The sequence below is a fragment of the Kitasatospora sp. NPDC032757 genome (assembly GCF_055579305.1).
Genome location: NZ_JBVINN010000004.1, coordinates 163192 through 176708 on the forward strand (window position 1 = coordinate 163192; position 13517 = coordinate 176708).

Annotated in this window: 8 protein-coding genes; 7 read left to right on the forward strand and 1 reads right to left on the reverse strand. The window is 75.5% G+C overall.

What is annotated here, in order from left to right:
* The first annotated feature begins 21 nt into the window (after positions 1–21).
* From ACZ5WK_RS08425 to moeZ, 5 genes are all read left to right on the forward strand, one after another.
* The gene (locus ACZ5WK_RS08425) at positions 22–951 is read left to right on the forward strand and encodes an alpha/beta fold hydrolase (protein WP_465546206.1); all 930 of its coding nucleotides are present in this window, start codon (positions 22–24) and stop codon (positions 949–951) included.
* 386 nt (positions 952–1337) lie between these two features.
* Positions 1338–2942: a DUF3492 domain-containing protein gene (locus ACZ5WK_RS08430; protein ID WP_465546208.1), complete on the forward strand. Its 1605-nt coding sequence runs from the start codon at positions 1338–1340 to the stop codon at positions 2940–2942.
* Positions 2943–3040: 98 nt separating this feature from the next.
* Entirely contained in the window at positions 3041–4153 is a 1113-nt protein-coding gene (locus tag ACZ5WK_RS08435; protein ID WP_465546210.1) for a hypothetical protein, read from the forward strand.
* 82 nt (positions 4154–4235) lie between these two features.
* Positions 4236–5237 (forward strand): NAD-dependent epimerase/dehydratase family protein, encoded by a 1002-nt coding sequence (locus tag ACZ5WK_RS08440; RefSeq protein ID WP_465546212.1) that lies wholly within the window; start codon positions 4236–4238, stop codon positions 5235–5237.
* 263 nt (positions 5238–5500) lie between these two features.
* Entirely contained in the window at positions 5501–6679 is a 1179-nt protein-coding gene (moeZ, locus tag ACZ5WK_RS08445; RefSeq protein ID WP_465546214.1) for an adenylyltransferase/sulfurtransferase MoeZ, read from the forward strand.
* 86 nt (positions 6680–6765) lie between these two features.
* Here the strand turns inward: moeZ and ACZ5WK_RS08450 are convergent, their stop codons facing one another.
* Positions 6766–9522, reverse strand: a complete 2757-nt coding sequence (locus tag ACZ5WK_RS08450; protein WP_465546582.1) for a flippase-like domain-containing protein — start codon at positions 9520–9522, stop codon at positions 6766–6768.
* Between the two features lie 143 nt (positions 9523–9665).
* On the opposite strand from ACZ5WK_RS08450, the gene ACZ5WK_RS08455 reads away from it, so the two are divergent.
* Both ACZ5WK_RS08455 and ACZ5WK_RS08460 read left to right on the forward strand, forming a co-directional pair.
* On the forward strand, positions 9666–10022 hold the full coding sequence (locus ACZ5WK_RS08455) for an MGMT family protein (protein WP_465546216.1): 357 nt from the start codon (positions 9666–9668) through the stop codon (positions 10020–10022).
* Between the two features lie 113 nt (positions 10023–10135).
* A complete protein-coding gene (locus tag ACZ5WK_RS08460) occupies positions 10136–13486 on the forward strand; it encodes an ATP-dependent helicase (RefSeq protein WP_465546218.1) in 3351 nt (1116 codons plus the stop codon).
* Positions 13487–13517: the final 31 nt, after the last annotated feature.

Sequence of the window (13517 nt, forward strand, 5' to 3'; positions counted from 1 at the left end):
GGCTCACTACCATCGTCCACCATGAGCAGCGCTGAGCAGCAGATACGCACAGAGGCGGGGGAGCCCGCACCGTTCCGTACGGTCGAGGTGCCCGGTGCGGCGCTGGCGGTCCACCGGCCCGCCGCGGACGCGGGCACGGCCGAGGGGCGGGAACCGGCCCTCTTCGTCCACGGGCTCGGCGGCTCGGCCGGCAACTGGACGGCGCTGATGGCCGCACTCTCCGGCCTGGTCGACGGCGAGGCCGTGGACCTGCCCGGCTTCGGCCACTCCGCGCCGCCCGCCGACGGCAACCTCACCGTCTCCGGGCACGTCCGGGCGGTGATCGGCTACCTGGAGGCGGCCGGGCGCGGCCCGGTGCACCTCTTCGGCAACTCGCTCGGCGGCGCCGTCTCCGTGCGGCTCGCCGCGCTCCGGCCGGACCTCGTGCGCAGCCTCACCCTGATCTCGCCGGCGCTGCCCGAGCTGCCGCCGCAGCGCACCGCCTGGCCGACCGGCCTGCTCGCGGTCCCCGGCGTCCCCGCGCTGCTGCGCCGGCTGCCGGCGAACGGGCGGAGCGCCGAGGACGCCACCGAGGGGCTGCTGCGGCTGATCTACGGCGACCCGCTGGGCCTGTCGCCGGCCACCCGGGCCGAGGCGGTGGCGGAGTACCGCCAGCGCAGCGAGGTGCCGCACGCGATGGAGGCGCTCATCGGCTCGGCGCGCGGGATCGTCTCCGCCTACACCGAGCGCGGGGACCAGGCGCTCTGGCGGCAGGCCGGGCGGGTGACGGCGCCCACGCTGCTGGTGTACGGCCTGCGGGACAAGCTGGTCTCCTACCGCTCGGCGCGGCGGGCCTGCAACGCCTTCGCGGACGCCCGGCTGCTGGTGCTGCCGGAGTCGGGGCACGTGGCGATGATGGAGCACCCGGAGCAGGTGGCCCGGGCGGTGCGGGAGCTGCTCGCGCGGGCCTGAGGGCAGGCGGGGGCGCCTCGGGGCGGACCCGGGAAACCGGGCGACCAGGGCGTGGGTGAGGGCGCGGACCGGGCACAGCGGTCCGCGCCCCGGTTTTTTGGTGCGCTGTAACGCCCCGGCCCGGGGCAAGGTCACGCCGGTTCACTCGTTCAGGTGGCAGCCAGGCATGTGACCGATGGATCGCCGGAGGCCGGTCCTACCTTTCTGCTGTCGGACCGAACACATGTGGGGGAGTCGCGGCCGCCGAGCATCCGGAAGGCGGCCGCAAGCAGGGGTACCGGCGTGCGGCTCCGCGGTCCTCATGCCCATTCGAGCAGCAAGCCCTTGCCTGCACCGCCCCTGTTGAGGGGGCAAGCCCCGGCAAGGGGTAGCAAAGGAGGTCTCCCGTGCGCGTCGCCCTGCTCACCGAAGGTGTCCGCATGAGTCCGGAGCGTGGCACCGGCACCTGGTTCGACCGGCTGGCCGAAGGCCTGCAGGAGCACGACTTCGAGTTGTACGTGCTGGCGGGCTCGGGGGTCGGGGCCGGTGCCCGGGGCCGCTGGCTCGGGGTGCACGAACTGGCCCTCTGGGGACGCCGGCCGGTTGGCCGGCTGCCGGGGGCCCTGCGCAGACGGCAGTACGGGCGGGCGTACGAGGAGCTGGTCCGGGCGCTGGTCATGCCGGGGGAGCGGACCGCGTTCGGCGCCGGGCTGTACCGGCTGGCGGCGCTCGCCAGGGAGGACGGCGCGCTGCCGGCGTTCCTCGCCTCGGCGCACGCGCGGCGCACGCTGGAGCGGGTGTGGCGCTCCCCGGGCGCCGACACCTCGGCCGGGCAGCCGCTGGTCTGCGACGTGCTGGTCGCGGCGGACCTGCTGGAGCAGTGTCTGCGGCCGCTCTCCGCGCCCTGGTACGGCGCCGGACCGGGCGGCCTCGGCGGCGCCGATCTCTGCCACGTGGTCGGCGGCGGCCCGGCCGCACTGCCCGCGCTGGTGGCCAAGCAGATGCACGGGGTGCCGTTCGTCGTCACCGAGCACGGTCTGCACCTGCGCGCGCAGTACCTCGGTTACCGCGAGGCGCCGTACCGGTGGCCGGTCCGGGCGCTGCTGCTCTCGTTCTTCCGGGCGCTCACCGAGGAGACGTACCGGCAGGCCGCGATACTGACCCCCGGCAGCGCCCACGACCAGCAGTGGCAGCGGCGCTGCGGGGCCGACCCGGCGCGGACCAGGGTGGTCCACGAGGGCACCCCGGCGGTGGCCCGGGCGGCGGCCGGCCCGGAGCCCGCCGAGCCGACCCTGGTCTGGGCGGGCGCACTGGAGCCGGGCCGTGACACCGAGCTGATGCTGCACGCCTTCGCGCGGGTCCGGGCCGAGCTGCCCGCGGCGCGGCTGGTGGTCCACGGCGAGGAGGCCGTCCGCGGCTACCGGGCACACTGCGAGGCGGTCGCCGGGCGGCTGGGGGTGGCCGGTGCGGTGGAGTTCGCCGGGCGGCCGGAGTCGACCGCACGGGCCTGGGAGGGCGCCACCGTGGTGGTCTTCTCGGCGCTCTCCCAGCGCAGCCCCCGGCTGCTGGCCGACGCGATGCTGAGCGGCCGGGCGGTGGCCTCGACCGATGTCGGGGTGGTCCGGGAGGTGGTCGGGCCGACCGGGCTGCTCGTCCCGCCGCGTGACCCGCAGGCGCTGGCCGGTGCCTGCCTGGCGCTGCTGCAGGACGAGGAGCGGCGGGCGCGGCTCGGCCTGGCGGGGCGGCTGCGGGCGCAGGAACGCTTCGCCGTCGAGCCGGTGATCGCGGCGTTCCGGGAGATCTACCTGGAACTGGTCTCGCAGTGGCCGGCCTTCCCGGCCGCGGCCGGCGGTGCGGCGGGCGCGCAGCCGCGCCCGTTCGCCCGGCCCGCCGAGTACTGGCTGGCGGACCGCCGGGGCGAGGGCCTTGAGGGCGCGGAGTGTGCGGAGGCGGCCGGGGACGCTCCGGAGGCGGCGGCCGACCGGCCGGGCGCCCTCGCGGAGGCGGTCTGATGGCGGGCGGCGGTCCGGCGGCCGGGGCCACCGGGGCTTCAGCGGTGCCCGGGGCACCCGCGGCGCCGGGGCTCTGCGGTGATCCGGTCCGGGAGGTGATGGCGGAGCACCGGGAGCTCTGCGAGTCGGCTGTCGACCCGCTGGACCTCGCCGTCCGGCTGGAGGAGGCCGGTCTGGGCCAGGAGGCGGCGGCGCGCTGCCGGCACGCGGATCTGTTCGGGCTCGCCGAGGAGCTGTACGCCCGGGTGCCGCGCCGACCGGCCGCGGCCCCGGCGGCCGACGAGGCGGAGGAGGGCCGGCCGAGGCGCTACGGCGCGGCGTTGCGGGCGTCGGTGTGCGCGGGGCTGCCGGTCGCGGCGGCGGCCGTACTCGGTGGCCGGTGGCCGGTGCTGCTCCCGGCGGCCGCCGCGCTCACGCTGCTGCGGGCGGGATCGGCGTTTTCGGCGGCGGGACCGGCGGGACCGGCGGCGTCGGAAGCTTCGGAGGCGACACCCTCTGCACCCGGCCCCGTCACCGCCACCGCCGTCGACCTCGGACCCGGCCCGCCCCCCGCCTCCTGGCAGGGTGCGCCGCACCCGGCCGGGCCGCGGCGGTGGCGGCCGGACGCCCTGGGCCACGGGGCCGGGGTGGCCGGGCTGCTGCTGCTCCCGCTCGCCGGGGCGACCGGCGGGGCCGGGGACGGCCGGGTGACGGCCGCGCTGGTGCTGGCGGCGGCACTGTCGGCCGGGTCGGCCGAGTGGGCAGGGGGCTGGTTCCGGCACATCGGCCGCGGCCATCTGCGGACGGCGGGCACGCTCGCCGAGTTCCGCGCCCGGATGCGGCCGGTGCTGCCGGTGGCCGTGGTCCTGCACCTGGCCGTGCTGGCGGCGCTCAGCTTCGCCGCGCTCGCCGTGCTGACCGCCGTCGCCCCGCGTCCCGGGCCGGGCCACGACGGCGGGCTGCTGCACCTGGTGGCCGAGCGCGCCGGTCCCGTCCAGTGGGCGGCGCAGGGCGTGCTGGGCCTGCTGCTGGTGCTGCCCGCGGTGCTGGCACACTGCGGCCGCGGCGGCCTGGCCGCACTGGGCGCGCTCGCCGGGGCGGTGGCCGCCGGCGTCCCGCTCGCGCTGGGCCGGTCCGCGGCGGCGGCCGGGCTGCTCGGCGGCGGGGCCGTCGCGCTGGCGCTGCTGGCGTACGCGTGGCCGGTGCTCGGCCGGGCCGGGGCGCACCGCTGACTCTTCCTGCTCGTCAACGCTCTGTCCGTCAACTCTGTCCGCCAGGTCGTCCCCGACCTCGCTTCGTGGAAGGACACCCCCGATGAGGGTGCTGCTGCTGGGTGCCGACGGCTTCATCGGCCGCCGGGTCACCGATCGTCTGCTCGTGGACCAGGAGTTGCAGGTGACGGTGCTCGGTCGGCGTGACTCGGCCGACATCCGCTTCGACCTGACCGCCGGCAGTCCGGGCGCGCTGGCCCGGTTCCTGGACGCGGTCGCGCCGCAGGTGGTGATCAACTGTGCGGGCGCCACCTACGGCAGCTCCCGCACCCTGATCCGGGCCAACACGCTGGCCGTCGCCACCGTCTGCGAGGCGATCCGGCGCAGCCGGGAGCCGGCCCGGCTGGTGCACGTCGGGTCGGCGGCGGAGTACGGGCCGGTGCCGGGCGGGGTGCCGGTGTCGGAGAGCGCCGAGCCGCGGCCGGTCGGCCCGTACGGGGTGTCCAAGCTCGCCGGGACGGAGCTGGTGCTGGCCTCGGGGCTGGACGCGACGGTGCTGCGGGTGTTCGACGTGGTGGGGCCGGGGGCCCCGACGGCCTCGCTGTTCGGGCGGCTCGCCGAGGGGCTGCGGCGGGCGCTGGAGCGGGACGAGCCGCAGGTGCGGATGCCGGACCTGTCCGGATACCGGGATTTCGTGGACGTCCGGGACGTCGCGCGGGCGATCCGGGCGGCGGCGGTCTCGGCGGCCACCGGAGTGATCAACATCGGCAGCGGGCACGCCGTCCGGGCCCGGGAGGCGGCCCAGCTGCTGGTCCGGGCATCCGGCTTCGAGGGGGCGATCGTGGAGGAGAACCGGCAGGTCCTGCTGCCCGCGCAGGCGGGCGGGCCGGTCGAGCACGGCGTCCCGCACCTGGGGCAGCACCACCTGCCGGGGCACCGCTCGCCGGAGCCCCGGCAGGCCGAGGGGCGCGGCCCGTCGGGCGAGCCGGTGCCGTGGCGGCAGGCGGACGTGCGGACCGCCCGAGACCGTCTCGGCTGGCGGACACAGGTGCCGCTGGAGGAGTCGTTGGGGGACGTCTGGCTGGAGACGGCCTGCCGGGTCTGACCTCCGGCGGCCGGCGCGGCAGGGGGCGGCAGGGGGCGCCAACGGCCCAGCGGTGGCGGGCCGCAGCGCCGCTGACCGGCCCGGGAACGGTGCGACCGGCCGGTCCCAGCATCCGACGCAGCCCGTCTCGCCAGTCGGACGGACTGTCTCGGAATACCGGGGCGGCATGACACTGTTGGCGTAGCAGAGCCACCTCGGTGGCGTCGCAACAAGCCACAAGAGGTTGGCCCTGGCCACCTGAACCGACGACCATCGGAGTCCCCGTGTCGCTGCCACCCCTGGTCGAGCCGGCCGCCGAGCTCACCGTCGACGAGGTCCGCAGGTACTCCCGCCACCTGATCATCCCCGACGTGGGCATGGCCGGGCAGAAGCGGCTGAAGAACGCCAAGGTGCTGTGCGTCGGCGCCGGCGGCCTCGGTTCGCCCGCGCTGATGTACCTGGCTGCGGCGGGCGTCGGCACGCTCGGCATCGTCGAGTTCGACGTGGTGGACGAGTCCAACCTGCAGCGTCAGATCATCCACGGCCAGTCCGACATCGGCCGCTCCAAGGGCGAGTCGGCGCGGGACTCCGTCAAGGAGATCAACCCCTACGTCGACGTGATCCTCCACGAGGAGCGCCTCGACAACTCCAACGTCATGGAGATCTTCTCCGGCTACGACCTGATCGTGGACGGCACCGACAACTTCGCCACCCGTTACCTGGTGAACGACGCCGCGGTGCTGCTCGGCAAGCCGTACGTGTGGGGCTCGATCTACCGCTTCGACGGCCAGGCCAGCGTCTTCTGGGCCGAGCACGGCCCCTGCTACCGCTGCCTCTACCCGGAGGCCCCGCCGGCGGGCATGGTCCCGTCCTGCGCCGAGGGCGGCGTGCTGGGCGTGCTCTGCGCGTCCATCGGTTCGATCCAGGTCACCGAGGCGATCAAGCTGCTGGCCGGCGTCGGCGAGCCGCTGGTCGGCCGGCTGATGATCTACGACGCCCTGGAGATGAACTACCGCCAGGTGAAGGTCCGCAAGGACCCGAACTGCGCGCTCTGCGGCGAGAACCCGACGGTCACCGAGCTGATCGACTACGAGGCCTTCTGCGGCGTCGTGTCGGACGAGGCGCAGGCCGCCGCCGCCGGTTCGACGATCACCTCGAAGCAGCTCAAGCAGTGGCAGGACGACAAGGAGGACATCTTCCTGGTCGACGTCCGCGAGCCCGGCGAGTACGAGATCGTCAACATCCCCGGCGCGGTGCTGATCCCGAAGAACGAGTTCCTGATGGGCGACGCCCTGGAGTCGCTGCCGCAGGACAAGAAGATCGTGCTGCACTGCAAGTCGGGCGTGCGCTCGGCCGAGGTGCTGGCCGTGGTGAAGTCGGCCGGCTTCGCCAACGCCGTCCACCTGGGCGGCGGCGTGCTCGGCTGGGTCAACCAGATCGAGCCGCACAAGCCGGTCTACTAGAGGACCCGGCCGGTCTGCCAAGACCGCGGTACCACCCGGGAAGGGCCCGCTCCGGCGGGCCCTTCCTCGCGTTCGCGGCCGGCCGGCTAGAGCGCGCCCCTGCGCTGGAGCACGTTGTAGGAGATCCAGCCGGGCAGGACCGGCAGCCAGAAGGTGAGCGCCCGGTAGAGGAAGACCGCCGGGGTGGCGACCGCCGGGGGCACGTCGGCGACGGTGAGCGCACCGATCAGGGCGACCTCGACCGGGCCGATGCCGCCGGGGGTGGGGATGGCGGAGCCGGCCGCGTTGGCGGTCAGGAAGACCACCGCGACCGCCGAGAAGCTGATCGAGCCGCCGAAGGCCTGCACCGAGGCGTCCAGGCAGGCGGTGAAGGAGAGGGTCAGCAGCAGGATGCCGCCGAAGCCGGTGACCAGCTTGCTGGGCGTCTGCATCAGGTCGAGCATCCGCGGCACCACGCCGAAGAACAGCGAGCGCAGCCGGTTCAGCACGAACCGCCGCAGCGGGGCGACGGCCGCGACCACCAGGGCGAGCACGGCGGCGGTCAGCACACCGATGATCACCGCGCGGGAGGCGGAGAGGTCCCCGTTGGTCTGGCTGCCGGTGATGAGGCCGAAGCTGAACAGCAGCAGCAGGTGCCCGGTCAGGCCGGCCAGCTGGGAGGCGCCGACCGAGGCGACCGCCTGCCCTGAGCGGATACCGGCCTTCTGCAGGTAGCGGGTGTTCAGCGCGATGCCGCCGATCGCGGCCGGTGCGACCAGCTTGACGAAGGACCCGGCCAGCTGGGCGGCGACGGTGCGCCGGAACGGCAGCTTCTCCGGGACGAAGCCGGTCAGGCTCATCGACGCGGCCACGTAGCTGAAGGCGGCCGCGGCGAGGGCCACCGCGGCCCAGGCCCAGTTCATCTGGGACAGCTTGAGCTGGGCCGGCTTGATGGTGGTCAGCGCCAGGTAGGCGGCGAAGGTGAGCGCGATGACCATGATCAGGGTCTTCGGCTTCAGCCGCTCCAGCTTGGCCGTCTCGGTCGGCGCCTCCGGGGCGATCTGGAGGATCTGGCCGCGGATCCGGCTGAGCAGGTCCTCGCCCGCGGTCGCGATGTCCTCCTCGGCCTGCTGCTGGGTGCGCTCGCCGGCGGCGACCTGCTCCAGCGCCCGGGCCCGGGCGGCGGTCTTGCGCTCCTTGGTGAGCTTCCTCAGGTCGACGCGGGTGGAGCGGCTCATCCCGACCGGCTGGAGCAGCGGCAGCGCCTGGGCGACCCGGTCGGCGCCGAGCACGGCGTTGGCGGTGGCGACCGCCCGCTCCGGGCCGATCCGCAGCGCGAAGGTGGTGAGCAGCTGAGCGACGTCGATGCGCAGGGTCAGGTCGGTGGCGGCGATGTCGCCGCCGGAGAGGTTGACCAGGCAGGCCGTCTTCTCGTCGACGACCAGCAGCGACTCGCCGGTGAGCCGGCGGTGGGCGATCCGGCGCTCGTGCAGGGCGCCGACGGACTCCCAGAGCGAGGCCATCACCTGGTCGGTGACCTCCTCGTCGGCGAGGTCGTCCAGGGGGCGGCCCTCGACGTTCTCGTACACCAGGATCGCGGCGTCCGGGCCCAGCTCGGAGGTGGCGACCAGTTGCGGGGCGCGGGCGCCCGAGGCGGCGGCCGCGTAGGCGATCAGCGCCTCCTGCTCCAGCGCCTGGCGCAGCGACTGGGGGCTGCGGCGGACGGCCACCGAGCGCAGTCGCAGGCGTCTCCAGGCCCGGTAGAAGAAGCCGGAGGCCTGCTGTTCGCGGTCGATGATGTGGACGTCCAGCGGCGGGCCGCTCTGCTGGGCGACGAAGTAGCGGCGGGTGCCGCCGGGCGCGTCCGCGGCGCGGTGGGCGCTGGCCGGGGTGAAGCCGACCTTGCGCAGCCCGATCATCAGGTGCTGGCCGGTGGGCCGGATGTTCGGCGAGCCGATCGCGTACAGCGTGCCGTAGGCGACGGACCAGCCGATGAGGACGGTGAGCAGCAGCGAGAGCGGCGTGGTGTAGCCGCCGAGCAGCTCGGTGATCCCGCTGAAGACCACCACCACCCAGAGGGCGACCCGCCAGCGCGGCCGGCTCGACATGCCGACCGCCGTCATGTAGGCGATCACCGGGGCCAGGTAGCCGTGCACCGGGTCGGTGAGGGTGCCGTTGCTGTCCAGCGGGAGCCGGGTGAGGGCGTCCCGGATGTGCTCGGAGGCGCCCTCGGCGACCCACCAGTCGATGCCCAGCGAGACGCCGTAGGCGAGCACCGAGGCGAGCACGCCGTCGGCGACCCGCAGGCCGTCGCGTTTGATCAGCCGCTCGACCGCGAAGGCGAGCGGGACGGCGAGCACCGCGACGCTGGAGACCAGGCCGGTGATGGTGGAGAGCACCGGGGAGAAGCGGGGCGCGTTGGAGGCGATGTCCAGCTCGATGCCGGTGGTGGTCGAGGTCGCCACGCCGGCCAGGACGAACACGGCGACTATGCCGAAGACGCCGGCCAGGAAGCGGATCAGGTCGGACGGGCGGTGCGCGCGGGCGGCGAGCAGCGGCTCGTCGACGTCCAGGTGCGGGGTGTCGTCGTGGGCGTCAGCGGCCTCGGCGGCCTCGGGGGCTTCTTGCCCGTCGAGCGGCGTGGGCTGCTGGGCCGGGACGCCGGTCGGCGTAGGCTCGGCCGCGGGGGCCGGAGCGTGTTCGGGCGCCTCGGCCTCGGCGTCGGTCGGCTGCGGGGTCTTGATCGTCCGGTCCTTGATCAGGGAGACTTCCGGGGACGGCTCGGCGGCGGGCGTACCGCCGGCACCTGCGGGCATGGCGTCGGAGGACTCGTCGGAGTCCTCGTCCACGCCCACGTCGGCCATCCCGGTCATCTGGTCTTGTCCTCGTATCACCACTCACCGCCCCGAAGATGGTGGCATGCCGCGGCGCCCCGTGCTGGACAGGGGGCGGATCGGGCGCGGCGGATCGTTCGCACGGGTCCGCGCGTCCGCTCCTATAAGGAAGGATGCCGCAGGTGACGGACGCTGACGACGACGGCGACCGGGGCGCACTCCCGCCCTTCGCCGAACTGGTGCTCGACCTGGCCGAGCGGATTCCACCCGGCCGGGTGATGACGTACGGGGACGTTGCCGAGTACCTCGGCCAGGGCGGCCCCCGGCAGGTCGGGCGGGTGATGGCCCTCTACGGCGGCGCCGTGCCGTGGTGGCGGGTGATCCGTGCGGACGGCCGGTTCCTGCCCGGGCACGAGCACCGCGCACTCGCCCACTACGGCGAGGAGGGCACCCCGCTGCGCGAGCTCGCCGACCCGCCCCGGGTCGACCTCCGACGGGCCCGCTGGGACGGCGGGTCCGCGGGGGATTGAGCCGAACCCGGTGCGCGGGCGGGAATGACGGGGCAGGATCGTAGGCTCGATACCGACGGGTCCCGAGCGGGCCCGCCTTTCCGTGGCCCGCAGCACAACCCCCCAGGACATTCGTGAGCTCCCCCTACCGTCTGGTGCGCAGCCCTCTCGCACAGCCCGCCCCTCCCGTGCTGGACGAGTACCAGCGCGCCGTGGTGGAGCACGCGGGCGGCCCGCTGCTGGTGCTCGCCGGGCCGGGGACGGGCAAGACCACGACGCTGGTGGAGGCCGTCGCCCGGCGGATCGAGCACGGCACCGACCCCGAGCGGATCCTGGTGCTCACCTTCAGCCGCAAGGCCGCGATGGAGCTGCGGGACCGGATGTCCGCCCGGCTCGGCGCCGCCTCCGGGCACCGGGCGAGCGCCCCGCAGGCCACCACCTTCCACTCGTTCAGCTACGCCCTGCTCCGCGCCCACCAGGACCCGCGGGACTACGCCGAGCCGCTGCGGCTGCTCTCCGGCCCCGAGCAGGACGTCATGGTCCGCGAGCTGCTGGCCGGCGGCGCCGAGGACGCGCGCCTCGCGGCAGCCGCCGGCGGCGCGGCCGCGGGCGGCAGGATCGCCTGGCCGCTCGACCTGCGCGCCTGCCTGACCACCCGGGGCTTCGCCGACGAGGTCCGCGCCGTGCTCGCCCGCAGCCGCGAGCTGGGCCTGGGCGAGGGCGAGCTGGAGCGCTTCGCCGAGGGCGTCCAGCGCCCCGACTGGGCCGCCGCCGCCCACTTCCTCGCTGACTACCTGGACGTGCTCGACCTGCGCGGCGTCCTCGACTACGCGGAGCTGGTGCACCGCGCCGTCCTCCTCGCGGAGCGCCCCGAGGTCGGCCAGGAGCTGCGGCAGCGGTACGACGTGGTCTTCGTCGACGAGTACCAGGACACCGACCCGTCCCAGGTCCGGCTGCTGCGCCGGCTGGCCGGCGAAGGACGCGAGCTGATCGCGGTCGGGGACCCGGACCAGTCGATCTACGCGTTCCGCGGCGCCGACATCAACGGCATCCTGGAGTTCCCGCACACCTTCCGGCAGGCCGACGGCGGCCCCGCCGACGTCAAGGTGCTCCGGGTCTCCCGCCGCTCCGGCGCCGTCCTGCTCGCCGCGTCCCGGGAGCTGGCCCGGCGGATGCCGATGGGCCGGCTGCCCGCCGGGAAACTCGCCCAGCACCGCGCCCTGCTGCCCTCCCGCGAGGGCGGCCGGGTCGAGGTCTACACCTACCCCACCCCCGGCACCGAGCTGGACTCGATCGCCGACCTGCTGCGCCGCGCCCACCTGGAGGACGGCGTGCCGTGGGGCGAGATGGCCGTCCTGGTCCGGGCCGGCGCCCGCTCCATCCCGGGCGTGCGGCGGGCGCTCGGCTCGGCCGGCGTCCCGCTGGAGATCGACGGCGACGACCTGCCGCTGCGCGAGGAGCCGGCCGTCGCCCAGCTGCTGCTGGCGCTGCGGGTCTGCGCCGAGCAGGCCCACCGCGACAGGCACGCCCCCGACGTGCCGGACCCGCTCACCACCGACCTGGCCCACACCCTGCTCACCGGCCCGCTCGGCGGCATGGACGGCTCCGACCTGCGCCGCCTCGGCCGCGTCCTGCGCGAGGAGGAGCGGGCCGCGCTGCGCGCCGACGGCCGGCCCGCCGCCGTACCGCGCCCGGCCGGCGAGCTGATCCGCGAGGCCCTCGCCGAACCCGAGCGGCTGATCGCCCTCGACCCCGCCCACGCCCGGCGCGCCCGCGACCTCGGCACCCTGCTGCGCAAGGTCCGCGAGCGCCTCGCCGGCGGCTGCACCGCCGAGGACGCGCTCTGGGAGCTCTGGGACGGCAGCCGCCGCTGGCGCGAGCGCCTGGAGCGGGCCGCACTGCGCGGCGGCGCCGCCGGCCGCAACGCCGACCGGGACCTCGACGCGCTCTGCGCCCTGTTCGAGACCGCCGCCCGCGCCGAGGAGCAGGTCACCGGCCACCGCAGCGCCCTCGACCTGCTGGCCGAGCTGGAGGCCCAGGACATCGCGGCCGACACCCTCACCGTGCGGGCCGTCCGCCCGGAGGCCGTCCGGCTGATGACCGCGCACCGCTCCAAGGGCCTGGAGTGGCGCCTGGTCGTCGTCGCCGGCGTCCAGGAGGGCCTCTGGCCGGACCTCCGCCGCCGCGGCTCGCTGCTGGAGGCCGACCGGATCGGCCGCGACGGGCTCGCCGAACCGCTCTCCCCGGCGGCGCTGCTCGGCGAGGAGCGCCGGCTCTTCTACGTCGCCGCCACCCGGGCCAAGGAACGGCTGATCGTCACCGCCGTCAAGGCGCCCGCCGACGACGGCGACGAGCCCTCCCGCTTCCTGCGCGAGCTCTACCGCGAGGACGTCGACCCGCGCACCGGCCGGGTGCTGCGCCGCACCCCGCCGGCCACCGTCGAGGACGTCACCCACCGGCCGCGCCGGCCGCTCTCCGTCCCCGCGCTGGTCGCCGAGCTGCGCGCGGTCACCGTTGACCCGGCCCGCGCGCCCGAGCTGCGCCGCGCCGCCGCCGAACGCCTCGCCACGCTGGCGCTGGCCGCCGACGAGGACGGCCTGCCGCTGGTGCCGGCCGCCCACCCGGACCGCTGGTGGGGCCTGGACGACGCCACCGCCGCCCCCGACCCGTTGCGCAGCGCCGACCTGCCGGTCCGGCTCTCCGGCAGCGGCCTGGAGCAACTGGAGAACTGCTCGCTGCAGTGGTTCCTGGACAAGGAGGTCAAGGCGCGCGGTTCCTCGTCGGCCGCCCAGGGCTTCGGCAACGTGGTGCACGCCCTCGCCGACGAGGTCGGCTCCGGCCGCACCCCCGCCGACCTCGCCGTCCTGATGGAACGGCTGGACACCGTCTGGGACGCGCTGGCCTTCGACGCACCGTGGAAGTCCCACCAGGAGAAGACCGAGGCACGGGCCGCCCTGGAGCGGTTCCTGCACTGGCACGTGCTCCAGCGCGGCCGCGACGTGGTCGCCACCGAGCACGGCTTCGACGTCACCCTGGACGCCGGCGGCGTCGCCGTGCGGATCCGCGGCTCGATGGACCGGGTCGAGAAGGACGAGGCCGGGCGCGCCTACGTGGTCGACTTCAAGACCGGCAAGGAGGCGCCGACCGACAAGTCGCTGCCCGAGCACAAGCAGCTGGCCGTCTACCAGCTCGCCGTCCGCGCGGGCGCGCTCAACGAGCTGCCCGGGTTCGACGGCCGCGCCCCCGAGTCCGGCGGCGCCGAGCTGGTCCAGCTGCGCAAGCCCGACAAGGGCACCCCGGACGCGCCCAAGGTGCAGCGGCAGGACCCTCCGGAGGGCGAGCCGTGGATCGAGAACCTGCTGGCCGACGCGGCCGGGCGGGTGCTCGCCGAGCGGTTCGTGCCGCAGACCGGCGGCGGCTGTGACCGCTGCTCGTTCCGCCGCAGCTGCTCGGCCCAGCGGGACGGCGCCCAGCTCGTGGAGTAGCCGGCCGGGCAGGGTGGTCCGCCGGACCGGA

Bases quoted from the DNA above. Each gene is read 5' to 3' on its own strand.
- ACZ5WK_RS08440 (WP_465546212.1), top strand. From the start codon at position 4,236: ATGAGGGTGCTGCTGCTGGGTGCCGACGGCTTCATCGGCCGCCGGGTC.
- ACZ5WK_RS08450 (WP_465546582.1), bottom strand. From the start codon at position 9,522: ATGGCCGACGTGGGCGTGGACGAGGACTCCGACGAGTCCTCCGACGCC.
- ACZ5WK_RS08425 (WP_465546206.1), top strand. From the start codon at position 22: ATGAGCAGCGCTGAGCAGCAGATACGCACAGAGGCGGGGGAGCCCGCA.
- ACZ5WK_RS08435 (WP_465546210.1), top strand. From the start codon at position 3,041: ATGGCGGAGCACCGGGAGCTCTGCGAGTCGGCTGTCGACCCGCTGGAC.
- ACZ5WK_RS08455 (WP_465546216.1), top strand. From the start codon at position 9,666: ATGCCGCAGGTGACGGACGCTGACGACGACGGCGACCGGGGCGCACTC.